23 protein-coding genes are annotated in these 24,412 nt (G+C 43.6%); 5 read left to right on the top strand and 18 right to left on the bottom strand.

What is annotated here, in order from left to right; genetic code table 11:
- Positions 1–7: 7 nt before the first annotated feature.
- The 3 genes from proB to ACVBDY_RS15040 all read right to left on the bottom strand — a co-directional run bounded on the left by proB (position 8) and on the right by ACVBDY_RS15040 (position 2,532).
- Positions 8–778 carry a glutamate 5-kinase gene (gene proB / locus ACVBDY_RS15050; RefSeq protein ID WP_447176283.1) on the bottom strand — a complete coding sequence of 257 codons (771 nt, stop codon included), beginning with the start codon at positions 776–778 and terminating at the stop codon, positions 8–10.
- The gene (gene proC, locus ACVBDY_RS15045) at positions 771–1,592 is read right to left on the bottom strand and encodes a pyrroline-5-carboxylate reductase (protein WP_447176282.1); all 822 of its coding nucleotides are present in this window, start codon (positions 1,590–1,592) and stop codon (positions 771–773) included. Before proC ends, proB begins: the two co-directional genes overlap by 8 nt.
- Before the next feature lie 391 nt (positions 1,593–1,983).
- A complete protein-coding gene (locus ACVBDY_RS15040) occupies positions 1,984–2,532 on the bottom strand; it encodes a porin family protein (RefSeq protein WP_447176281.1) in 549 nt (182 codons plus the stop codon).
- A 352-nt stretch (positions 2,533–2,884) separates the two neighbouring features.
- Between ACVBDY_RS15040 and ACVBDY_RS15035 the strand changes: the two genes are divergently transcribed.
- Positions 2,885–3,811 (top strand): M12 family metallopeptidase, encoded by a 927-nt coding sequence (locus ACVBDY_RS15035; protein WP_447176280.1) that lies wholly within the window; start codon positions 2,885–2,887, stop codon positions 3,809–3,811.
- Positions 3,812–3,945: 134 nt separating this feature from the next.
- On the opposite strand, the gene ACVBDY_RS15030 is transcribed toward ACVBDY_RS15035, so the two are convergent.
- Positions 3,946–4,479 carry a porin family protein gene (locus ACVBDY_RS15030; protein WP_447176279.1) on the bottom strand — a complete coding sequence of 178 codons (534 nt, stop codon included), beginning with the start codon at positions 4,477–4,479 and terminating at the stop codon, positions 3,946–3,948.
- A gap of 226 nt (positions 4,480–4,705) precedes the next feature.
- Here ACVBDY_RS15030 and ACVBDY_RS15025 point away from each other — a divergent pair, with 226 nt between their 5' ends.
- The gene (locus tag ACVBDY_RS15025; protein ID WP_447176278.1) at positions 4,706–5,620 is read left to right on the top strand and encodes an arginase family protein; all 915 of its coding nucleotides are present in this window, start codon (positions 4,706–4,708) and stop codon (positions 5,618–5,620) included.
- Between the two features lie 16 nt (positions 5,621–5,636).
- On the opposite strand, the gene rlmN is transcribed toward ACVBDY_RS15025, so the two are convergent.
- From rlmN to ACVBDY_RS14960, 13 genes are all read right to left on the bottom strand, one after another.
- Positions 5,637–6,677, bottom strand: coding sequence for a dual-specificity RNA methyltransferase RlmN (gene rlmN, locus ACVBDY_RS15020; RefSeq protein WP_447176277.1), 1,041 nt, complete (start codon positions 6,675–6,677; stop codon positions 5,637–5,639).
- 202 nt (positions 6,678–6,879) lie between these two features.
- The gene (gene queA / locus ACVBDY_RS15015) at positions 6,880–7,929 is read right to left on the bottom strand and encodes a tRNA preQ1(34) S-adenosylmethionine ribosyltransferase-isomerase QueA (RefSeq protein WP_447176276.1); all 1,050 of its coding nucleotides are present in this window, start codon (positions 7,927–7,929) and stop codon (positions 6,880–6,882) included.
- 178 nt (positions 7,930–8,107) lie between these two features.
- Complete coding sequence (locus ACVBDY_RS15010; protein WP_447176275.1) at positions 8,108–8,956, bottom strand: fructosamine kinase family protein; 849 nt, start codon at positions 8,954–8,956, stop codon at positions 8,108–8,110.
- Positions 8,957–9,017: 61 nt separating this feature from the next.
- A complete protein-coding gene (locus tag ACVBDY_RS15005) occupies positions 9,018–10,244 on the bottom strand; it encodes a 3-phosphoshikimate 1-carboxyvinyltransferase (protein ID WP_447176274.1) in 1,227 nt (408 codons plus the stop codon).
- Between the two features lie 77 nt (positions 10,245–10,321).
- Positions 10,322–10,648, bottom strand: coding sequence for a nucleotide pyrophosphohydrolase (locus ACVBDY_RS15000; protein WP_447176273.1), 327 nt, complete (start codon positions 10,646–10,648; stop codon positions 10,322–10,324).
- A gap of 2 nt (positions 10,649–10,650) precedes the next feature.
- Positions 10,651–12,675 carry a transglutaminase family protein gene (locus ACVBDY_RS14995; protein ID WP_447176272.1) on the bottom strand — a complete coding sequence of 675 codons (2,025 nt, stop codon included), beginning with the start codon at positions 12,673–12,675 and terminating at the stop codon, positions 10,651–10,653.
- Positions 12,676–12,707: 32 nt separating this feature from the next.
- Positions 12,708–14,621, bottom strand: a complete 1,914-nt coding sequence (locus tag ACVBDY_RS14990; RefSeq protein WP_447176271.1) for a DUF3857 domain-containing protein — start codon at positions 14,619–14,621, stop codon at positions 12,708–12,710.
- 192 nt (positions 14,622–14,813) lie between these two features.
- Positions 14,814–15,266: a D-aminoacyl-tRNA deacylase gene (gene dtd, locus ACVBDY_RS14985; RefSeq protein ID WP_447176270.1), complete on the bottom strand. Its 453-nt coding sequence runs from the start codon at positions 15,264–15,266 to the stop codon at positions 14,814–14,816.
- Between the two features lie 299 nt (positions 15,267–15,565).
- Complete coding sequence (gene rsgA, locus ACVBDY_RS14980) at positions 15,566–16,525, bottom strand: ribosome small subunit-dependent GTPase A (RefSeq protein WP_447176269.1); 960 nt, start codon at positions 16,523–16,525, stop codon at positions 15,566–15,568.
- A gap of 140 nt (positions 16,526–16,665) precedes the next feature.
- Positions 16,666–17,748 carry a chorismate mutase gene (locus tag ACVBDY_RS14975; protein WP_447176268.1) on the bottom strand — a complete coding sequence of 361 codons (1,083 nt, stop codon included), beginning with the start codon at positions 17,746–17,748 and terminating at the stop codon, positions 16,666–16,668.
- A 71-nt stretch (positions 17,749–17,819) separates the two neighbouring features.
- Positions 17,820–18,680: a prephenate dehydrogenase gene (locus ACVBDY_RS14970; protein WP_447176267.1), complete on the bottom strand. Its 861-nt coding sequence runs from the start codon at positions 18,678–18,680 to the stop codon at positions 17,820–17,822.
- 42 nt (positions 18,681–18,722) lie between these two features.
- Positions 18,723–19,868 (bottom strand): pyridoxal phosphate-dependent aminotransferase, encoded by a 1,146-nt coding sequence (locus ACVBDY_RS14965; RefSeq protein WP_447176266.1) that lies wholly within the window; start codon positions 19,866–19,868, stop codon positions 18,723–18,725.
- On the bottom strand, positions 19,865–20,692 hold the full coding sequence (locus ACVBDY_RS14960) for a prephenate dehydratase (RefSeq protein ID WP_447176265.1): 828 nt from the start codon (positions 20,690–20,692) through the stop codon (positions 19,865–19,867). Before ACVBDY_RS14960 ends, ACVBDY_RS14965 begins: the two co-directional genes overlap by 4 nt.
- Positions 20,693–21,238: 546 nt before the next feature.
- On the opposite strand from ACVBDY_RS14960, the gene gldA reads away from it, so the two are divergent.
- From gldA to ACVBDY_RS14945, 3 genes are all read left to right on the top strand, one after another.
- A complete protein-coding gene (gldA, locus tag ACVBDY_RS14955) occupies positions 21,239–22,150 on the top strand; it encodes a gliding motility-associated ABC transporter ATP-binding subunit GldA (protein WP_447176264.1) in 912 nt (303 codons plus the stop codon).
- 234 nt (positions 22,151–22,384) lie between these two features.
- Entirely contained in the window at positions 22,385–23,092 is a 708-nt protein-coding gene (locus ACVBDY_RS14950) for a DUF5041 domain-containing protein (RefSeq protein ID WP_447176263.1), read from the top strand.
- A gap of 12 nt (positions 23,093–23,104) precedes the next feature.
- Entirely contained in the window at positions 23,105–23,482 is a 378-nt protein-coding gene (locus tag ACVBDY_RS14945; RefSeq protein WP_447176262.1) for a hypothetical protein, read from the top strand.
- Between the two features lie 169 nt (positions 23,483–23,651).
- Here the strand turns inward: ACVBDY_RS14945 and ACVBDY_RS14940 are convergent, their stop codons facing one another.
- A complete protein-coding gene (locus ACVBDY_RS14940; protein WP_447176261.1) occupies positions 23,652–24,398 on the bottom strand; it encodes a head GIN domain-containing protein in 747 nt (248 codons plus the stop codon).
- Positions 24,399–24,412: the final 14 nt, after the last annotated feature.

The raw sequence follows: 24,412 nt of genomic DNA, 5'->3' as shown, positions 1-24,412 counted from the left end.
CTGTTCTTTATTCCACGATCCGGGTACCCACGTCTTTTCCTTCCACTATATCGAGTATAATACGGTCTCTTTTACCGTTGGCGATATAGGTAGGGATATTTTTGGCGGCGGTATCCTTGGCTATCTTCAGTTTGGATGCCATACCACCACGACCGGAGGTTTCCCCCTTATCCGTTTCCTCGATATACTGCTCTACCTTCTGATCTACTTTAACTTCGGAGATCAGCTCGGAATCATCCTTATCAGGGTGACCGGTATAAAAACCGTCTATATCGGTAAGGATGATAAACATATCCGCATGGATAAGTTCGGCGATGAGGCTTGCCAGTTCATCGTTGTCGGAGAACATGGAATGTGTTACCGAAACGGCATCGTCCTCGTTAGCAATAGGTATTACTCCTTCGGACATCAGCCCTTCGTAGCAGTTGATCATGTTCTTACGGTGCTCTCCGGGATTAAAATCCCTTTTCGTGGCCAGCACCTGTGCACACCGCATTCCGTAATCGTGGAAGAGGCTATAGTAATAGCGCATCATCCTCGGTTGTCCTATAGCGGAATACACCTGTCTTCGAATAGATTTGTTCTTAATTTCACTATCTCCCAGTATCTCCCTTCCTGCATTAGCCGAACCGGAACTTACCAGCACGGTGATAATATCCTGTTCGTACAGTTCGGCGATCTGGTCTACCAGTTTCTTTAAAATAGGCTGTACAATACGATTGTCTTTGTTGATCATCACATTGGTACCTACCTTAACAACAATTCTTTTTTTATACATATTCCTTATTGTTTTCTTTACCCAGCTGCACTGCTCTCTCGAAAGCAGCATGTGCCGCGTCCTTAATAAGCTCTTTTACATTGTTTTCTTCCATAGAATCCAGGGCTGCGCGGGTAGTTCCTCCCTTGGAAGCCACTCTATCCATCCATGCGGTGGGGTCGAGATCAGAACTGTTGAACAGCTCCACTGCTCCCTGGAAAGTCTGTGCCACCATAAGGCGGGCGTCTTTCTGGGAAAATCCCATTTTTATGGCAGCCTCCATCATGGACTGCATAAAATAGAATATGTAAGCGGGACCCGATCCGGAGATCCCGGTTGATTTATCTACTTCCATTTCGGTAGCCAGGAGTATGGACCTTCCCGTAGTGTCGATAAGACTTTCTACAGTAAGCAATTCCAGCCTGGAAACCTGCTTGGATGCGGTAAAGGAGGTAAATCCGTGTCCTACTTTTGCCGCCAGGTTAGGCATGGCACGTACCACCTTTTTAATTCCCATAGCTTCCTGCATGGTTTTGATGGTTACACCGGCCATAATAGAAATAAAGATCTGTCCCGGCTTTTTGTGTTCTTTGATCGCTTCAAAAAGCGCATCGCTGTTATATGGTTTTACCGCGATGAACACAATGTCCGCCTGGGGCAAACAATCCTCAATTTTCTCGTAAACGTCAAACTCGTCGTTTTTCCGCAGTTCATCGGTTTTCTCCCGTGCACTGTCTAAAATTAATAGGTCCTTTTTCTTTAATAAGTCTGATTGGGCCATTCCCTGGGCATAAGTTAGCCCCATGTTTCCGGCGCCAATTACTAGAACTTTCATTTGATAAAGTTTTATAGTTATTATTTATATTCGTTTTTATACCCGCAAGGAACGTGCTGAATTTTGTCCGAACAAACAAAAATACATCATAAACCGCAAAACCAAAACACGTAATATATTAAAAAACAATGATTTATTTGTGTTTGAATATTTTTTTAACATTTTTCCATAAATTTCTGTGCTCCAAAAATAAATAGGAAAAGACCGACATATCTGCATAAACCTGAAAAAAAGGCAGGTTTTATTTTTTTATCTAACACTTTGTTAATAAAACAAAGAGGTGTCAGGTTATGGCATTATGCGCTTTTTAGCTACCAATCACCGATATCCGGACATAAAAAAACGGGGACCCTGTCGGGTCCCCGTTATTATTTATGGTCGTATTTCTATTCTAGAATCTGTATCCCAAGCCTACCTGGAAGTTTCTGGTTTTCATTTTCAGCCCAAGAACATCTGCTGCCTCAGCCGAATCCGATATATCAGACAAGCCCAAATTGTACCGCGCATCAAAAAAGAGTCCACTTGGCAATTCATATCCTGCTCCGAAGCTCAGAGCGAAATTGAAGGTTTTCAGGTAATCACTATCCTCCTCAGAATCCAGTAAGAACCCAAACTGAGGACCAGCCTGGATATTGAAACCTTCTACCACGTAGTACTTGGCAAGCACAGGAATATTTAAATAGGTCATATCATAATCATCCGCCCCTTCAAAAGAAAAGATAGCTTCCGGCTGGATATGAAATTGTTCTGAAATTCCGAAATCCGCCAGACCTCCTATATAGAAGCCCGTCCTTCCATCACTAGTTCCACTTCCAAAATCAGTATCCGCTTTCAAACTGGAAAAGTTCAAACCCGCTTTCACCCCAAAGGTAACATCCTGTGCAGCAGCACTAAATACAAAACCAAAGGCCATTACGGCAATAAGTAATAATTTTTTCATATTGATGAATTTTAAAATTAGCGGGGCTAATATAAAGGATATTTTTATTCAAAACTGTAAAAAACGTTTTCCTGAACAAACCTGAACTCCATAAGAGTACGGATATGCCGTGAGTGCACATGATACTCTTTGAAATTTTCCACCCGATAAATACATCCTTCTTATATCATCCTTCCTTAACCCCTTCGTTCAAATTCAAAACAAAGAATAGTGTGTATTATACATCATGTAAATGAGGGTTTAAGACTTCGAAATTAAGAAGAATATTCATATTAAAATATGAATTATTTTGTAAAAATACCATACATTTATTGCGACATAAAAGTTTTTTTAACTCAAACCATTACCCAAAATGAAAAAACCTTCGCTATCTTTCCAAAAAAAGACGGGTGTATTTCCCGTGCTGTTTTTAACCTCTATCCTCTTTATATCGGGTTGTACAAAAGAAGACGAAATGCCCCTTACTCCCGGTGAAGAAAATATGCAAACTTCTGTTAAGGCCGAAGAAGCATATCCCGGATATGAAGGGGAAATAGTAACCATTAACTACCTCCACCAGGAACTTCAGGTGGTAAAGCACGGAAACGAGTTTATTTTAGACGGAGACATTATAATTGACCCAAAGACTATTGACGATTACAACAAAGCTTTCGATAACTTAAAAGCCCAATATGCAAACCGTAATATACCGGGGGACATACAGGCCGTTGCCCTGGAAGCAGCGCAAAGCAAGCGATGGAATAATGCCAGAATACCTTATACCATTGACCCGAACTTACCACGCAAAAACAGGGTAACAGATGCTATTGCCCATTGGGAAGCCCGGACAAAACTGAGATTTACACAGCGGACAAACCAGAATGACTATATAGAATTCACGGATAACGGGGGATGCTCTTCTTACATCGGAAAAAGAGGAGGAAGACAGACTATTAGTGTCGGGTCCGGATGTACTACGGGTAATACCATCCATGAAATAGGACATGCCATCGGTTTTTTTCACGAACAGACCAGAAAAGACAGGGACAATCATGTCATTATTCACGAAAATAACATTGAAAGCGGTAAGGTCCATAATTTCCACAAATACACTACCCGGACCTCTACCGGAGCAGACGTGGGGAACTTCGATTTCGGGTCCATTATGATGTACGGGCCGTATTTCTTTTCCGCCAACGGACAACCTACCATTACCAGACGGGATGGTTCTACGTACAGCTACCAGCGCAACGGTTTGTCTTCGGGCGATATAGCGGGAGCCAATTATCTTTATCCCTGATGCTTTTATAGCCGAACCAAATCCATTTTAAATTCAAAAAACCTGTTTTTCCATAGGGAAAGCAAAAGGTATAAAAAAAGCGAAAGTTGTTCAACTTTCGCTTTTTCAGATATCATTTTTATCTCCTTTCTTACTTAAAAGAAAAGGTATCCTACAGACAATTGAAATACGGAGTTTTTAATGTTCCCATCATCTGCTACATCACTAAGCCCGAAGTTATACCTTCCCTGGGCAAAAAAACTGCCTATTTTATATTCAACACCTACGGCACCTGTTATATCAAGGCTCTTTACATCAGTATCAAAGCCTTCCCAATCATCTTTTACGTTGATTCCGAACTGGGGTCCTGCCTGTATACTAAAGCCATCCGTAAGATAATATTTGGCCAGGATCGGCACATTGACATAATCCAAATTAAGGTCGGTATCCGATAATTTTGCTCCCTGCGCAGAATACAATACTTCCGGTTGAATTGAAAATTTATCAGTTAAACCCAATTCTGCCAATAAACCGATATGGAAGCCGGTTCGCCCGTCAAAGCCATCGGCATCATCTCCACTTAAACTGGCAAAGTTAACCCCACCTTTAGCCCCGAAATGAAGGGACTGGGCATTACCATAAATCGACACCCCTATAACGGCCATAATTACTAAAATGATCTTTTTCATCACTAATGGTTTTTTGTGTTTTATAAAGTAAAGATACTTATATTTTGTCCAAATCCACAAAAAGTGTATTATTTTTATTACAGGTTTTTCCGAAAAATGATAAAAAACTGACATACATCAGGATAGAAAGATCCCGGAAGGAGTATGCGGGGATAAGTCTGTCTTTCTTATGGATGTTCCCTATATATTCTGTATATTTATCGATATTCAACATATTTTTCTCACCATGAATCACAATATTAATATTATAGAATTTCCATCGAATCTGGGACTAAAAGAGCCTGAACCGGGGGTCGAACCCGGGGTCCGGAACTTACCGGACTGGCTTCGGGAAAATGGTTTTTACGACTTATTAAGACCTCAAAATATCTACTCCCTGGCCCCTCCTCCCTATGCTATGAAAATGGATAAAGATGCCGGGGTACGGAATACGGAGACCATCATCAGCTACGCTAAACAACAGGCAGAATTACTGGATAAAGTTTTTGGCGAAGGTCCATTCCCCGTTATCCTGGGCGGAGACTGCAGTATTATAATAGGAAGCGCCATGGCCCTGAAAAAAAAGGGGAATTACGGTTTGTTTTACCTGGACGGGCATACGGACTTCATGTTTCCGGAACTGTCGCAAACCGGCGGGCTGGCCGGAATGGACCTCGCCGTGATAACCGGGTACGGACATCCGAAACTTACAGATATAAACGGGTTAAAACCTTATTTTAAAGAAGAAAATGTATGGTCCGTGGGAAACCGGGAATACGAGGTGGATTATGTGGCGCCCATACTGGAATCTGACATCCATTACTACGACCTTGAGGACCTGCAGGAAAAGGGAACAGAACAGTGCACCAATGAATTCCTTCAAATGGTTGAAGAGAACAACCTGGACGGTTATTTTATCCATGTAGATGCGGATGTCCTCGATGATATAATTATGCCGGCGGTAGACAGCCGGGCAAAGGACGGACTCACGTACGCGGAACTGGATCACATCCTGGAAAAACTACTGGTCCACGAAAAAGCTGTAGGCATGGAAATTACTATCCTTGATCCGGACCTTGACCCGACAGCAGAATATACCAGGGAATTTATCGCTAACCTGGGGAAATGCATCCTGGATGCCCGAAAATATCCTGACGTTTGATATAATTTTACTTCTATCAGGATTTATTGGCCAGTTGCCCGCAGGCGGCATCTATATCTTTTCCGCGTGAGCGACGGATGGTAACGGTAATTCCCTTCTCTTCCAGTACTTCGCGATAAAGCTCCAGCGCGGCCGGATCGGCCTGGGCAAAATGTTCGTCACCAATGGGGTTATATTCTATAATATTAACCTTGGAGGGTGCGAAACGGCAAAAGCGGGCCAGTGCTTCGGCATCTTTTCTTTTGTCATTAATGCCACGCCATACGACATATTCGTACGTAATCCTGCTTTTGGTTTTCTGATACCAGTATTCCAGGGCTTCCCGGAGTTCCTCTAAGGGGAAATGTTCGTTAAAAGGCATAATAGATGTGCGCACTTCTTCGATGGCCGAATGCAGGGAAACGGCAAGTTTGAATTTCACCTCATCGTCCGCCAGCTTCCTGATCATTTTCGGAACACCGGAAGTAGAAACAATGATCCGCTTGGGAGACATACCAAGGCCTTCGGGAGAAGTGATCTTCTCAATGGCTTTTAATACGTTGTTGTAATTCATAAGCGGTTCGCCCATGCCCATGAAAACGATATTGCTCAATGGCTTGCCATAATACAAGCGGCTTTCGTTGTCTATGGCCACTACCTGGTCATAGATCTCATCCGGGTTCAGATTGCGCATGCGTTTCAGGCGTGCTGTAGCACAGAACTTACAGTCCAGGCTGCATCCCACCTGGCTGGACACACAGGCGGTAGTGCGCGTATCTGTAGGTATGAGTACGGATTCTACGATAAGCCCATCGTGCAGACGTACGGCATTTTTAATAGTACCGTCATTGCTGCGCTGCATGCGGTCTACTTCTATATGATTGATCACAAAATGATCTTCCAGCATCTGCCTGGTATCTTTGGCAAGGTTTGTCATTCCTTCAAAAGAATGTACGCCCTTGCCCCAAAGCCATTCGTAGACCTGGTTACCCCGAAAGGCCTTATCACCCCGGTCGACAAAAAAATCGCGAAGTTGTTCTTTGCTAAGGGCCCGTATATCTCTTTTTGTTACCTGCATATGGTACAAAGGTAGTGAACTTACTAATTACTGGTTACAGGTTGCTGGTTTGACCAGGCGAGGCGGCTGAGTGTTCCGGCTCCGCCGGAATGTACCGAAGCCCCGTTTTCCGAACACACCTGTAAACCATAAATCCCGGATTCCGTACATTTTAAATATGTTCCGGGATCCGGGATTCTGATATAACATCTACAACAGACGCTTACAGTATAAGCATAGCGTCCCCGTAGGAATAGAATTTATATTTTTCTTTTACGGCTTCTTCATAGGCCTTTTTAATCAGATCGTGACCTGCAAAAGCAGAAACCATCATCAGTAACGTGGATTTCGGCGTGTGGAAATTGGTCACCATACTATCTGCAATACTGAAATCATACGGAGGGAAGATAAACTTATTCGTCCATCCTTCGTAAGCATTCAACAGTTTTTCGGAAGACACGGAACTTTCCAGTGCCCGCATTACCGTAGTCCCTACGGCACAAACTTTTTTCTTCTTGCGCTTGGCCTCGTTGACCACCCTGGTCGCTTCTTCCGGGATAAGCAGCTCTTCACTGTCCATTTTGTGTTTGGAGAGGTCTTCCACTTCTACCGGGTTAAAAGTACCAAGCCCTACGTGAAGGGTAACTTCGGCAAATTTGGTTCCTTTTATCTCCAGACGCTTTAACAGGTGCTTGGAGAAATGCAGCCCTGCGGTAGGCGCCGCTACCGCCCCTTCGTATTTGGCGTAAATAGTCTGGTAACGCTCTTCGTCTTCGGGTTCTACTTCTCTTTTGATATATTTCGGAAGCGGGGTTTCCCCGAGTTCCTTCAGTTTTTCCCTGAAATCTTCGTATGAGCCGTCGTAGAGAAAACGCAGGGTACGTCCCCTGGATGTCGTATTATCTATAACCTCTGCCACCAGGCTTTCGTCATCTCCGAAATAGAGTTTATTCCCTATACGGATCTTCCTTGCAGGGTCTACAAGAACATCCCACAAACGCTGTTCTTCATTAAGTTCACGGAGCAGGAATACTTCTATTCTGGCACCGGTCTTTTCTTTGTTACCGTACAAACGGGCCGGGAACACCTTGGTATTGTTCAGTACCATTACATCGCCTTCATCAAAGTAGTCGATGAGATCTTTGAACATCTTGTGTTCTATGGTTCCTTTTTTTCGGTTTACCACCATCAGCCTGGCTTCATCCCTGTTTTCAGAGGGGTATTCTGCCAGTAATTCTTTCGGAAGATCAAAATTAAAATGAGATAACTTCATGTGTTTGATTTTTTTGCACCTATAACCGGTGCACGCTCCTCCCGCCTTGCCCCGGGATTCGTTAGTTCTGTATTTTTTACGAAGCTGCAAATATACGCCCCCGGGATAGGCATTGTCAAGGAAATGACCAAATTTATTTGGAAGACAGGCACTTCCTCCCCGGAAACGCCCAAAAGCTTCAGGAATATTTATCTATAATCTGCCGTACTCCCAGTTGATACCCGGAACCGAAAAGGTTGAGATGTACCAGTAAATAATACAATTGCCATATGTCCAGGCGTTCCTCCCAGCCTTTGCCAAGTGGAAAAACCTCGTTATAGGCATCTGTAACAGCTTGCGGAAACCCTCCGAAGAGATGCATCATGGCAATATCGGTTTCCCGATGGGCATATGCCACGGCAGGGTCTATAAGGCAGGGATTACCATCCCTGCATACCAGGTAATTACCATTCCACAGGTCTCCGTGTACCAGTGCCGGGCGCTCACCCGGGATTACGGTTTCCAGGTTTTTGTACAGGGCATCGGTCTGGAAACGGTATCCCTGGTCGTATGCCATACGAAACTGGGGCTGTAATCTCTGGGTAATATAAAATTCTACCGCATTTTCACACCATTCGTTATACTGGGGCAGACTGCCTATATAATTAGAATTTTCAAAACCGAAACTGTCTGAGGTATTCCCGTGTAATGCGGCCAGCTGCCGCCCGAAGACAGGCCAGAAATCCGTGCCGGGGGATCCCGATTCCATATGTTCCAGCACCAGGTAGGCATCGTCTCCTTCCTGACCATTTGCGATAACCGCCGGAATATGCATTGTGCCGGACCTGCTCAGAGCACCTAATCCTTTAACCTCTGCCGGGAACATCCCCGGGTAACGGGAAGCGCTGTTGAGTTTTAAAACAAATTTTCCGGAGACGGTATTCAACAGGTATACCTCATTAATATCTCCCCCGGAAAGCGGGGTTGCATTTCGTATTTCGGTCCGAAGAACTTTGTCAAGCGAATTTCTGACAGTATCGGTGATCATTTTTCGGGGTGTTTTTAGGATGTGTGTAAAGACGGACTGCCTGCCCGTCTTTACGGGATTTTTATATCATTTCTGTCTGAAAATTGAGTTTTTCCATATCCTTCCAGAAATCCGGATAGGATTTGCTCACCACCTCAGCTTCCTCGATGATAACCGGCACTTTCAGTCCAAGCGGGGCAAAAGCCATGGCCATACGATGGTCATTATAAGTAGGGATGGCTATATTCTTGTTAATGGATGCGGAAGGTTCCAGGAACAACTCGGCATCCGTCACTTTTATAGATGCGCCCAGTTTGGACAATTCGGTCTTTAAAGCTTCGAGCCTGTCCGTCTCTTTAATCTTCAGGGTATGGAGCCCCGTCAAATGGCATCCAAGCCCCATACCGAAACAGGTTACCGCTATGGTCTGGGCTATATCCGGAGCATTGGCCAGGTCAAACCGGATGTTCTCCGGTACATTTTTTTCTTTTTTCCGCAACGTTACGGTGTTTGCATTAAAGGTGGTTTCCACACCAAAGCTCTTATAGAGTTCCGCCAGTACGCTATCGCCCTGAAGACTGGACTTTTTATAGGCGGAAAGGGATATTTCCGTTCCTTCTTCACACATGGCGGCAATACTGTAAAAATAGGATGCCGAACTCCAGTCCGATTCCACCGTAAGCGTAACGGGAGTAATCTCTTCTTTGGGAAGAATCCGGATCACATTTCCTTCAAAAGAATGTGTTACCCCGATCTCGCCGAGCAATGCCAGTGTCATTTTTATGTAAGGTACGGAAGTGATCTTTCCTTCCAGGGTAAGTTCGAGTCCGTTTTTCAGTTTTGGCGCTACCAATAAAAGCGCGGAAATATACTGACTGCTCACATTGGCCTGTAAAGACACCTTGTTTTTCTCCAGGTGTTTTCCTTTTATTTTCAGGGGCGGGTAACCTTCTTCTGCGACATACTCTATTTCCGCCCCGAGTTGCTTCAGGGCATCTACGAGTATTTTTATGGGCCTCTCGGTCATTCTCTTAGACCCGGTAAGGATCACTTCCCGGCCTTCCCTGGTGGCAAAAAATGCGGTGAGAAACCTCATGGCAGTACCTGCATGGTGAATATCCGCTACTTCCGAACCGGAAGCCAGCGCTTTTTGCATGACACCGGAATCGTCCGAATTGGAAAGGTTCTCAATTTTAATCTGCGGATACAGGGCCTGCAACAGCAATAAACGGTTGGATTCGCTCTTGGACCCGGTGATCCGTATATCTCCGGTTATCCTGCTCTCGGAATTGAAAATTTTTATGTTCATCGGATTTTAGACTATCTCTTTGGATACACACGGCCTTTGTGGATACGCACGACCGTACGTTTTACCTGTATTGTAATTTATTTTAATTTTTCGTTATTGTGATGGCGGTCGTGGTCGCGTTTGGTCTTTTTGTCCATCTTTTTGTCAAAAGCCGCCTGCAGGTCTATACCGGTCTGGTTGGCCAGGCAAAGGACCACAAAGACCACATCGGCCAGTTCTTCTCCCAGATCTTTCTCCTTATCGCTTTCTTTCTCGCTCTGCTCTCCGTACCTCCTGGCAATAATGCGGGCTACTTCTCCCACTTCTTCGGTAAGCTGGGCCATATTGGTCAATTCATTAAAATAACGTACTCCATGCTCTTTTATCCATGTATCTACTTCCAATTGGGCGTTCTTTATATCCATGATCATATTTTGGTTAAAACTATTTTTTCTGTTTCTTTTTCCACGAGTTGTTTGAAAAACTCTTTGACGGCTCCGTAATATACCGACGGCAATATGGCAGAGTTCATCTCTGTCTGTACCATAACCTGTATGATATCTCCCGCCTCGTTTATATTAAACAAAAAGGAACCGAGATTATCGGGTAATATCAACCTGGATGGCTCCGGAAGTACTTCTGTTTTGTACCCTGACGGAATGCGGATATTGATGATATATTTATCCGCCCAGGGATATGAAAAATCTATGGGGTATTCCCGTTTATCCAGCTTAAACGGATTTTCTTCCGTAGCAAAAAATAACATAGGCGAAAGATACACTTTATCTGCTATATGGTCGCAGGCATTTTCTTTGGAAAAGCTAAAAGTTTCTACTATGGGTTTGGTAATATCGTCTTTATTTTCCAGTTTGTACCCGGATATTTCCATGCCGTTGTATACGTTTTCCATATCTTCCAGATATTGTTCTTCGTCCGTAGTATAGTATTTTTGGCGAAACAACAATGCGTGATGATCGGTAAATTGCTTCCTGATCATTCCTTCTGCTATCCCTTCTTCCGTAATATCATAATTCACGGATATGAGTTCTTTGGACATCTCTTTCGGGGTAAGGCTGATCTCTTCGGAAGAACCGTCTTTTTGTATCAGCCTTCCCATCCAGTTATGTGCCCTTGGGGGCAGCATGCCGGGAGTGCTGAACTTGGTGGTACCGTCCAGCAACACGTGGCCATCCTTCAGGGAAACGGCGCTGACTACATAATTAAATCCTTCGCGAGTGGGAAAGAGGGGTATACCGTGCGATCGGGTACTCACCAGAACGGGATTGGCATCCAGTCCGGCATAGCGAAGCATAGCGGTCAGCATCAGATTGATCTCCGCCACATTGCCCGTTTTATCCTTATACGCTTTTCGCACGCCATCATCGCAATAATAACCGAAATAACCGTTCCAGTTCATCCTGTTTTTAACATACTGAAAAATAAGGGTAGTTTTCTGCAACGGATCGGACACTCCTTCAAGAAGTGAGTTGATGTCGTTTTCAAAATATCCCGTCTTTTTCACTTCACTTCCGAAGGACGGATTATCATAAATACTTTTGGCAACGTCTGTCCAGGTTGTGGAGTAATAATCTATGGGAGAGTTGGGAAATTTTACATATTGTAATTCGTATTTTATAGCCGACCTGTAATTATTGATATTGTTTACATAAGGCTCTTCTTTCAGTGCAGGCACATTTTCCAGGTCTATTTTGGAGATATTGGTGGTATAATCCACTTTGCTGGTCTCATAGCTTGTCTGACTTGTGGTAAATCCACCGCCGCCGGACCGTACTTTATTAGTAAAGTTGATAGATTCCCTTTTGGTTTCCGAGCCTATCTGAAAAGGATAGTACCCTTTCATCAACGGTTTGAAAACAAAATACTCCGGATTTTCCACCTGTACTTCTATTTTCCGTACCGGGAGTTCATGTTGCAGGGCTATTTCATCGATGTTGGAAAGGAAAGGAGAGATTACGGTATACTCATATTCTATAACGGAACCCGGCCGGATATCCGGCATGGTAAATTTGGTGCTACTCCAGTAGCGGGATTCTTTTTCCTCGAAAATGTCGCTCTTTTTCAGTTTTGTTTCTTCTATCTTTCCGTTGTTCAGGTTATAGGTAACGGCCTTCAGCGATGTTACCTTTTCTTCATTTCCGCTTCTCGGAGTGTAATGCATGATCTTTTTCGTGGCATAGTCAAACCCTTCCTGGTTATAGAGTTTTATACGTTCCTGTACATCCGTAATCAATACAAAACCGCTATTGCTGTTATAGCGATAATACACTCTTGTTTTTTTATACAATATGGCGGCATTAGCGGATGAATCCTGCGGATAAACTTTTTCTTCCAGTTCTGCTTCGGATACTTTCCCGAATTTGTAATTCTGGGCCAAAGCCGGGTAGAAGGGGAACAGCCCCAGTAAAATTATAATAAGTAAAATTCTTTTCATAACGGTGAGTTTTGGTGTTCTTATCTGGTTGGTTACTGTTTTAACAATACTACTTTCGAACGGTCTGCACGGGCCACTTCTTTCCGGAAATCCCTGTACGCATCGTATTCTTCTTTGGGATATTTCCCTCTGCGGATCATTAACATTCTTTTGTATATAAGCATGTCGTCGTCCGTTTGTTCTACCTCCATACTATATTCCCCGAAGCGGTTTTGCAGAGACACTTTTCCCGGGATGGCTTCTACTTTATATCCCTCTGGCAAATGCACCGTAAATTCATCTTCATCCAGAAATCCCCTATTGATCTCGAAAGGCAGTTTTCTGTTCCGGTAACGGTCCGGAACAAACTCGTTACGGTTGAATGCGTTAATACCAAAGAGAAGCCTGTCACCGCTTCCGGAAGCATAACCGGAAGCTTCTACCTGTACCTCTTCGGTAAATTCCACTTTTCCCTTATCGTTGTTAAACCCGTACTTATTAACCTTGAGGTTGTTTACCGTATTCCAGTAATTTTTATATCTCTTGATAATATCCTCACTCGTTTGTCTCTCCAGGTATACTCTCTGGTCGTACTGAATTCCCCCGGTAACCATCCGGATGTCTCCACGTAACGTCCCTTCGGTATCCAGGGTATATTCTGCGAAGGTATCCAGGTAGTTCTGTTCATCGATATACGCTACGGTCTTTACTACTTCTCCCCCTTCTGGTTTCATTACCAGTACATCCCTGTCGTCGGTAAAATCTCCTATAAAACCAAAAGGGTGTATCTGGCTTGTACAATCGATCCAGACATATTTATCGTTGTCCGGAATGGCCAGAATAGCATGATTTCCCTGTGCCAGGGAGGCAAAATCCGGCTCGAAACCAATTTTATCATCTCCGGCTTCTACATGCGTATAGTACGACTTCACCCCGATGACATCCAGAAGGCCCTTAGTATAATTGGACAATCCCTTACAGTCGCCGTACTTTACCTGGTCCACTTCGACAGCCGTAATGGGCTGCAAACCGCCTATACCCACCTGAACACTAATATAACGGGTATTGTCCTGTACATATTTATACACCATTGCGGCCCGTTCCAGGGTATCTTCCACCCCGGCGACCAAAGCTTTTATTTTAGCGGCGGTAGTTTCGGGTATTTTGTCCCTGCCCTCCAGGAGATCTTTGTACATCCAACGGCCTAACTGTTCCCAGTTCTCCGCTTCCCCGTCGTAACCGTCCATGTGAAATTTATCGACGGCAACCATCAATTTCGGGGCAAATTCTGTAAAAGCAGGGCTCAGGCTTTCCTCTTTTACCGCTTTTATGGATTTTCCCAGAAATTCGATCCCGTGTGGTGTTTCCTCTTTTTGAATATCGTATTCCTCCAGATGCTTTCCTTTGAACCTGGGACGGAACTGGTTTTTATCGTATAATAAACTATAGCGGCTTTCCCGCGTACTCACATTATAACCGTCCAGGAAATACCAGGAAGGAATGACTCCGGTATTAGGTGTGTGTATTTCATAGGTAAACTCTACCGTATAGGGATACGTGACAGGCACATAATCGAGATAAAAGATTCTGTTATCCGAGTACAGGGTCCCCTGCATCACGGCACTGACATCTTTAAAGTCTTTTTTACGGAATTCGCTTATCTCCTTACCAAAAGCATCGAAAACCAGTGCCCCGAGGGTTTTTACTTTTCTACTGTTATCATAACCTACGGAAGCACGGACGTATTTGTCCCCTTGTTTATTGAGTACGGTAACGATTCGTTTCTGTGTAATTACCATATCCTTTTGCGACTTTATCTCCACCTGGCATTCCTCCAGCCGAACTACGGCATCCGCGTATTCGGTAAGTTCTTTGTCCAGTAACAGGGCCTGATATTTGCTTACCTGTGCGTTTACGGTGAAGGAACAAGAGAAAAGACAAAGAAGAAAAAAAGTATAGATATTCATATTTTTTGACATCCCGTATTTGTTAATTTTTTCTAAAAATAGAAAAATCAGGGGAGAGATTAATACGTTTTTCCGTAAAAGCCCGCTCTACCGGATAAAAAGCAGAAACCTCTTTCGTTATCGGGAAAAATCACCTGCTTTTATGGGACCTGTTCAATCACTTTTGATTGAAAAGAAAAAATTCAAACATGTTTATTCCCTGTTTTGAGTGTCTATGATAATGGTAACCGGCCCGTCGTTGATAAGGCCTATTTTCATATCCGCCCCGAATTCCCCGGTCCCTACCTCTTTACCGATATCTTTTTTGATTTGCTTTACAAAATTCTCATACAAAGGAATGGAAATCTCAGGTCGTGCGGCCTTTAGATATGAAGGACGATTTCCTTTCTTTGTCGAAGCATGCAGGGTAAACTGGCTCACTACAATGATATCTCCGTTCGTTTCCAGGACAGACCTGTTCATCACGTCGTTTTCATCGTTAAAAATGCGAAGATTTGCTATTTTTCCGGATAGCCAGATGATATCTTCAGTAGTATCTGCATTTTCAATACCTAATAAAATAAGAAGTCCACTCGGAATGGAAGATTTTACTTTGCCGTCTATGGAGACACTTGCCTCTTTGACACGCTGTATTACTGCACGCATATTCGTATTCTTAAAAAATGTTATTTATTACGTACCGGATCAGGGGCAAACGGATCATAAAATTATAAATAGTTCAAGGTTCCAAGTTTTAAATTACAGGTTACAAGTTACAAGTTGCAGGTTTGGGCATTGGGCGTAGGTGGCTGAGTGTTCCGGCTCCGCCGGAATGTATCGAAGCCACCGGGCACCCGGTCTCCCCATCATCCTTATAATCCCTATCCTCTCATTCCCAAAGCTCCTATACCTCATGGTCGCATTCTCCCCTTCTCTCCTTCTCACCTTACCGGATTGGAAACTGTTTAAGTTTTATTCTCTTCTCCGTAAATATCGGTACGATAATTCTCATCTTCTCCTTCGAGTATCTGAAGGTAGCTTTTATACCTGCTCCATGGAATTTCACCGTCTTCCAGGGCTTGTTTTACGGCACAATGCGGCTCATCGATATGCAGGCAATTGTTAAACCTGCACTTTCCTTTCCTGGCAAAAAACTCGGGAAAATAATCACCTATCTCTTCTTTTTCCATATCTATGATACCAAATCCTTTGATCCCCGGAGTATCAATGATCCAGCCCCCGAAATCGAGATCGAACATTTCGGCAAATGTAGTGGTATGCTGCCCTTGCTTATGCTGTCCGGAAATTTCTGCGGTTCTTAAATTCAGCTCCGGTTCAATAGCATTGACCAGGGTGGATTTGCCTACACCGGAATGCCCGGAAAACATGCTTACTTTTCCCTGCATTCGCTCCTTCACTTTATCTACATTTTTACCGGTCACGGCAGATACGCCTATACATTCATAACCTACCTGGCGATACATAGCGGCAAGATATTTTACTTCCAGGAGTTCCTCCTCATCATACTGATCGGCTTTGTGGAAAAGCAATATGGCTTCTATATCATAAGCCTCGGCCGTAACGAGAAAACGGTCGATAAAAGTGGTTAATGTCAGCGGGTTTTTCAGGGTAACCAGCAAAAATACCTGGTCGATATTTGCAGCTATGATGTGTTTTTGCTTGGATAGGTTTACGGACTTACGGACAATATAGTTCTTCCGGTCGTGAATATGGGTGATGATCCCGGTATCGGCATTGCTGTCCGTTTCCGGATCAAAGTCCACCACATCACCAACGGCAACGGGATTGGTACTTTTTATTCCTGTAATACGGAATTTCCCTTTGATCCTGCAATCGAACACCCGTCCGTCGTCGGTCTTTACCGTATACCAGCTGCCGGTAGATTTGTAAACTGTTCCTGTCATAGGCTAAAAAGAAATGTCCGGAAAAACAATGCAACGGTTTCTGTCTCCCTTACCACCGGTCCTGGTTACAGATAACTGAATTTTCACATTTCCGGACACTCCCGAAATATTAATTACGAAAATTTGTATAGTCTACAAATTTACGCTTTTAATATCTTTTCCTGGTGATTAATAGATTCCTGGTGAATAGCCTTGAACATTTTCAGGATAAATTCCTCGCTCAATCCTTTTTCCTGGCCTTCGAGTATCATTCTTCCCAGAATTTCATTCCATCGTTTGCTTTGCAAAACGGCAACGTTCTTCTGTTTTTTCAATGATCCTATCTCATCGGATATTTTCATTCGCTTCCCGAGGGTATCGATAAGGCCGTTGTCTATAACATCGATCTGTGCACGAAGCATTCCCAGTTTGTTGTTGTAATCGGCCTCCGCATTACTCTCTTTTCTTATTTTAAGATCCTGCATGATCTGAACAAGTCTTTGCGGGGTAACCTGCTGTGATGCATCACTCCATGCGTTGTCCGGATCGTTATGTGTTTCTATCATCAACCCGTCATAATTCAGGTCCAGTGCGGTCTGTGCCACATCAAAGATCATGTCACGTTTACCGGTTATGTGCGACGGATCGCAGATAAGGGGAAGATCCGGAAATCTGTTTTGTAATTCAATAGCGAGCTGCCATTCGGGAATGTTCCTGTACTTGGTCTTTTCATAAGTGGAGAACCCTCTGTGAATTACTCCCAGCTTTTTAATATCGGAAGAGTACAGACGTTCTATACCTCCGAGCCACAAAGACAGATCGGGATTTACCGGGTTTTTTACCAGTACTATCTTATCCGTTCCTTTAAGCGCATCGGCTATTTCCTGCACGATAAAAGGGCTTACGGTAGACCGGGCTCCTATCCACAACAGGTCAATGTCGTGCTCCAGCGCCAGTTTTACGTGGGCCGCATTGGCTACTTCCGTTGCCGTGAGCATCCCGGTTTCTTCCTTGGCTTTTTGTAACCATTTCAGACCTAGCGCCCCTACACCCTCAAAATTACCGGGACGTGTACGCGGTTTCCATATTCCGGCACGAAAATAGGTAACATCGGTATCTTTCAGCTCATGCGCTATTTTCAATACCTGTTCTTCTGTTTCGGCACTACAGGGCCCGGCAATTACCAGAGGGTGATCCAATCCCAGGTTGTCCAGCCATCCCCTCATCTCTTTCGAATTTTCCATGATCTTTTTTAATTTGTAAATTCCAGTTTTGGTTCTTTATTTTTTTATTGTAAACATTCCTTATTTTCTTATTAAGTGGGGACGTTGATCCCTTTCAGGATTTCTTTTATCCTGTTGGTATTCTCCATTTCGCTGTAAATGGCATTGAATTCTCCCTTTTTCATCAGGTCCAGAAACTGTTGCAAATTGGCGATGTACTCTTCAAGGGTTTCGACAACATTCACTTTGTTCTGTTCAAAAATAGGCGCCCACATGGCCGGTGAACTCTTGGCAAGGCGTACGGTACTTTCAAATCCACTTCCGGCCATGTCAAAAATATCGCGTTCATTCTTTTCTTTTTCAATAACTGTCTTTCCCAACATAAAAGAACTTATGTGTGACAAATGGGACACGTAGGCTATATGCCTGTCATGTGATGCCGGGTCCATATAACGGATACGCATTCCTATATCGGTAAACAGCTTCAATACTTTTTCCTGTAGTTTGAATGCCGTCTTCTCCACTTCACATATAATATTCACCTTGTTCCTGTACAATCCTGTAAGAGCGGCGGAAGGTCCTGAAAATTCGGTCCCTGCTATGGGGTGTGCCGCAAGGAAATTCCGGCGTTTCGGATGACCGGCTACGGCTTCACATATCAGCGATTTGGTAGAGCCTGCGTCGAACACCACGGCATCATCCCGGACCAGGTCCAGCACCTCGGGTAACAGCTTCAGACTGGTATTTACAGGAACAGCAACGATAACGACATCTGCCTTTTCAACATCTTCCAGCCGGGCTTTCTTATCGATCAGCCCGAGTTCCAGGGCCTGTACCAGGTGGGCATCGTTGGTATCGACACCGTAGATCTCCGCTTTTTCATATACCGATTTGATATCGAGTGCGAAAGATCCTCCTATCAGTCCGAGCCCTATTACAAATACATTTGTCATTTTACATTTATTTATCTTTACCGAAGGCGTTCACCTTCTCTTTTATATACGGTCTATCGCTTCCTGTATCTTTTCTTTCGGAGTACACAGGGAAAAGCGGATATAGCCTTCGCCATTCTTCCCGAAAATAGTCCCGGGGGTAATAAATATGCTTTTGTCGTACAGTATCTCATCGATAAAAGCTTCCGCCGAAACAACATCCGCAGGCAGTTTGGCCCATACGAACATACCTACCGCATTGGTGTCATATGTACATCCCAGTTTTTCTATAAGACGGTACATGAGTTCCCTTCTTTCGCTGTATACCTTATTGATACCGGAATACCATTCATCCGAGCAACGGAGTGCGGCTACAGCCCCTTTCTGAATCCCGTAAAACATACCGCTGTCCATATTGCTTTTTACCTTGAGTACGGCATTAATGTTCTTGTCATTTCCCATCACCATTCCCACACGCCAACCGGCCATGTTAAAGGTTTTGCTCAGGGAATTGAGTTCCAGGGCCACTTCTTTGGCGCCTTTTACCCGTAAAATACTCGCCGGGCTGTCATTGAGAACAAAGCTGTAGGGATTATCGTTAACCAGAAGAATATTGTTCCTCCTGGCGAAAGCCACCAATTCTTCATATAACTCCCGGGTACCGTTGGTCCCGGTAGGCATATGCGGATAGTTGAGCCACATCATTTTCACCTTGGAAAGCCCTTGTTTTTGCAGGGCATCCAGGTCAGGTAGCCAACCGTTGCTTTCGGTCAGGTCGTAATATCTTGGTACGGCACCTATCAGTTTGGTCACCGAAGTATAGGTCGGATAACCGGGATCGGGGATCAGCACCTCATCACCTTCGTTTAAAAAAGCCATAGAGATGTGCATAATACCTTCCTTGGACCCCATAAGCGGCAGTATCTCCGTATCCCTGTCCAGCGTAACCCCGAATTTTTCTTTGTAAAAATCCTTTACGCCTTCGCGCAATTCGGGCAATCCCTGGTAGCTCTGGTACTGGTGTGCCAGGGCATCGTCTACGGAATCGCGGAGCGCCTTTATCACTTCGGGAGCAGGATGCAGATCAGGACTTCCTATACCCATATTGATAACCGGTTTGCCTTCGGACATAAGCTGTCTCACTTCCCGTAGTTTCCTGGAAAAGTAGTATTCCTCTACCGTATTTAACCTTTTGGCTACCTCAATCATAGTTTTACATTTTTGTATTCGCCGAGTATTTTAAAATCTTCCGTCATGATCTGTAAAAGGGATTTTGCCTTTTTAAAATCGTCATACTTCTCAAAAGTAACATCGACAAAAAAAGAATATTTCCAGGGGGTTTCGATAACCGGAAGGGATTGTATTTTAGTGAGGTTCAACCGGCAATCGCTCATTACATTAAGTACGGTAGCCAGGCTTCCGCGTTTGTGATCGGTCTTGAATTTTATCGATGCCTTGTTTATTTCTTCTTCGGGTAATACGGAATTCTTTGTCTGTACGATGACAAAACGGGTAGAATTGTCCTGAATGGTCTGGATATTCTCTGCCAGGATCTGCATACCGAAAAGTTCGGCAGCAGTTTTGCTGGCTATTGCGCCTATTCCCTTTAATCCGTTTTGCCGGATCCTTCGCGCCGTTTCTGCCGTATCGGCGTCTTCCACCAACTTGATATGCGGATATTGCTTGAAGAATTTTTTGCACTGTAACAGGGCCATAGGATGAGAATAAACCTCCAGGATATCTTCCAGGCCCTGGCCGGGCAATGCCATCAGGTTGTGGTGTATGTTCACATAATGCTCCCCGATAATGTGCAGTTGATTACTATCTATCAATGCATAGTTGGGAATGATAGAGCCTGCGATGGAATTTTCAATGGCCATGACAGCACTGTTTGCGGTCTTGTCCAGAAGGCTGTCTACTAAACTGTCGAAAGAAAGGCATTCCAGAATATCCGTATCGTTGCTGAAATATTCTCTTGCCACCTGATGGTGAAAAGATCCTTTAATTCCCTGTATGGCTACTATCTTATTCATGCTGCTGTAATTACCTGCATATTTTTTGTTATTACGAGTTTTAAGACCAAAAAAAAGTCCCGGAAAATCCGGGACTCGTCATATATTTTTGCTCAAAATAACCTATAACTGTCCCGTTCTCCCTTTAAAAAAGTAAAAGAAGAAGAAATAAAAGTTCCAGTTATAAATAGTGTGAGCCATTTGTTTATTCTATTTGACGCTGCTAAAGTAATTATAAATTTGAAACGGGCAAGACCGGAGATGTATTTTTTTCATTTTTCCCAAAAAAAAGGAAAAAAATCACAAATCGGAAATCTGATCCCTTTATTATTATCAACCTTATTTAAGCTTTTCCAAAGGATACGGAAATCCGATGTCCTTCGACAATAACCATACACTCCGCAAATTCTCCTGACCATAGATATTCCCCGCCCTCTCCGGATACGATACTTTATCTTCCAAACCCGGGAATAAGACATTCGGCTAAAGAAGTCCTGCAAAACATTTATCCTTAATAAGCGTTTATGTATTTTTGAAGACCGATACTATCTGCTAAATATCCGTTCGATGTCCATAAAAGTTACCGATATATCCAAAAACTACGGAAGTCAAAAGGCCTTAAATAAGGTATCTTTTTCCATACAAAAGGGGGAGATCGTAGGGTTTCTCGGCCCAAACGGTGCCGGAAAATCTACCATGATGAAGATACTTACCACTTATATCCCCACCGATTCCGGTGAGGCGAAGGTAAACGGCTTTGATGTGGTTTCCGGAAAAAAGGAGGTACAAAAAAGCATCGGTTACCTTCCGGAACACAACCCGTTGTACCTGGACATGTACGTAAAAGAATACCTGGATTTCAGTGCTTCGATATACCGCTCGGCCGGAAAAAAGATGGATAAGGAACGAATTGAAGAAGTTATACGACTAACGGGATTAGCCCCGGAAGCGCATAAAAAAATAGGGCAACTATCCAAAGGATACCGACAGCGTACAGGGCTGGCCGCCGCCATGCTGCACGACCCGGAAGTACTTATACTGGACGAACCCACAACGGGACTGGACCCTAACCAATTGATTGAAATAAGGGGACTAATCCGCAATATGGGGAAGGAAAAGACCGTGTTGCTCTCTACGCACATTATGCAGGAAGTAGAGGCTATTTGCGACAGGGTTATTATCATTAATCACGGAGAGATCGTAGCCGATAAAAAAATGGAAAGTCTCCGGGAAGCTTCGGAGCAGGTGATCGAGGTGGAATTTGATTACCGGGTAGAACCGGTCTTGCTGGAAAACCTTCCCAATATCAGTTCGGTAAATAACATTTACGACTTTGTTTATGAACTGCGTTTCCACACTTCGGTAGACATGCGACCTGCCGTATTTGATTTTGCTCACGACAACGGGCTAAAAACCCTGCAACTGCACAGAAAAAACCGGAACCTGGAAAGTTTGTTCCGGGAACTGACCCAGGCGTAAAACCAAATTAAGAATATATAGATTCCACATCTTAAAAATGAATACCGCAGCCGTGTTTATCCCAAAAATTCTCTCCCTGCGGCTCTAACCGGTATTTTTCCCTGGTGAATAATAAAAAGATCACGGTTTAATTTTCATTCTTTTTAACACTCTCCTTCCCTGGAATTCACATTTTAATCTTAACTTAATGCCTTCTACTTGACATAAGTGCCCGTTAATCAAAAATATCATACCATGAAAAAACTGTTATTTCCTTTACTGATGGTAAGTTTCATCGTCCATTCTCAAAACGGCCTGAACGACAATAAAAGTTCAACACCGGTCAACATATCTCCCCTTACCGATAACGATCGTCCGCAATACCTGAAAGAAGATCCCCAAAACACGTATAACAGCCAGAATATAACCACACTGGACCTGGTAGAAGCACTGGACATTGCCGGAATTCAGATTTATAAATTCCGTACCGGCAAATTTGACAAGGATTATCGCCTGTATATCTTAAAGGACAAGTATGAAAACGGGAAGTTAACGGAACAGGACACTATAGCCCTGATGAACACTAAATACCATTATTATTCCGGAGACATTCTAATGCATGACTACATGGATCAATTTAAAATATTTACCAAAACAGAAGGTAACAAAGGTTCCCTGGATATCCGTACCTACAGTATGGGACTGAAAACCAATGTGGAACTGAAAAAAACTTCAAATATACAGTTTTTCATGTGGAAGGAATATATAAACCCCTCCTGGGAGTTAAACAGGAAAATTCCACTGATGATCTTTGCTTCTTCCTGGTACGATGAAGAATATAAAGTAGAACGCTTCTGCGGTGTTGCAAAATTAAAGGATGGGGATAAAGACTCGGAAGAACTTCTCAGTTCTTCCCCAAGTTACTTGCTCATAAGCTATCTTGTGGAAAACAAACCGGAATAATTATCCCCCTCAATGACAAAAGAAATCTGGATTTATTCATGTGGCATCTATTCCTTCGGATTTGCGGTTTTTCATATATTCTTCTGGAAGCTTTTCCGATGGAAAGATGATCTGCAAAAACTAAGTCGCCCAAACCGGGGGATCATACAGATACTGAACCTGCGTATTATTTACTATTTCATTTTTGTCGGGACAATATGTTTTGTTTTTCCGAAGGAACTGGGCGAAACCCAATTGGGAAAGTTCTTTCTGGCTGGCAATGCCCTTTTCTGGACCGGGAGAACCATAGAACAATTTATTTTTCTGAGAAAACCATCGCATGGTACATGTACTCACCTTATTATTTATTTTAGGGATATTCCTGTTTGCCATACTGCTTTCGGAAAGTAAACCACTCCGGATTTGCAGTCCGGAGGTTTAGGAAGTGGCAATCCTGCCCGTCCGGCGGGGAAATTGCCATAATTATTAAGTCAATACTCAATAACCCAATAACCTATTAACTTAATAACTGAGCAAAGTAAAAGTTTATAGAAACCTAAATAGCTGCAATAACTCCCGATCATTCCTCTTCAAACCGTAGCTTGCCCCTGTAATGTTCCGTTATTTCCACCTGGGGTGGACGGTTCACGGATATAACATCACCGGTACTGTATATATCGCCTTGAATGCGTTGTAAAGGATGTACGATAATATCATTGGAGCTGCGATGATACAGGGTGACCTCATCCGCTACAAAACCCGTCGCTTCCACACGGGAATTTCCGGCGGCCAGCGTGATGTTCATTTTCCCGGTACTTCCCTCCAGGTAACAATTGGACAGGTTATTGAACACCAGGCTGAAACTCTTATTTTCCAGGTGCAGGTAAAAATTGCCGGTGTTCTGATAGTCGCTTTGATAATCTTCGGAAACGATCCTGAGGTTCGGGTATGTGAGTACACCATCCGAACGGATATCCCATTGGGTGGAACTTCTGATCTCCGTGATATCGGGTGCCGTTACATACACAATGGTCTGATCGTAATCCCGGAAAAAATTACAGGTAGCACTATTGGAAAGTACCAACTGCCCTTCTGTTACTTCGGCATGGATATCATCTACAAGGTTCTCTCCGGTTTCTATGGTCACACTATACCCGGCAGACTCTCTAAGTATCATCTGCACGCCTTCTTTTACCAGTATCCTGGAAAAAGCAGGCACATCGATTTCCCTGTTTACCGTATCTCCTGCAGTTTTCAAACAGTCACCGGTATTCTCGCTATCGCAGGAAAGCAACAGAAAAACTATTATGTATGCTATTTTCTTCATTACGTAAAAACCAG

This window comes from Sinomicrobium halophytocola (genome assembly GCF_052983395.1).
This window is presented reverse-complemented; position numbering and strand designations above follow the sequence as displayed.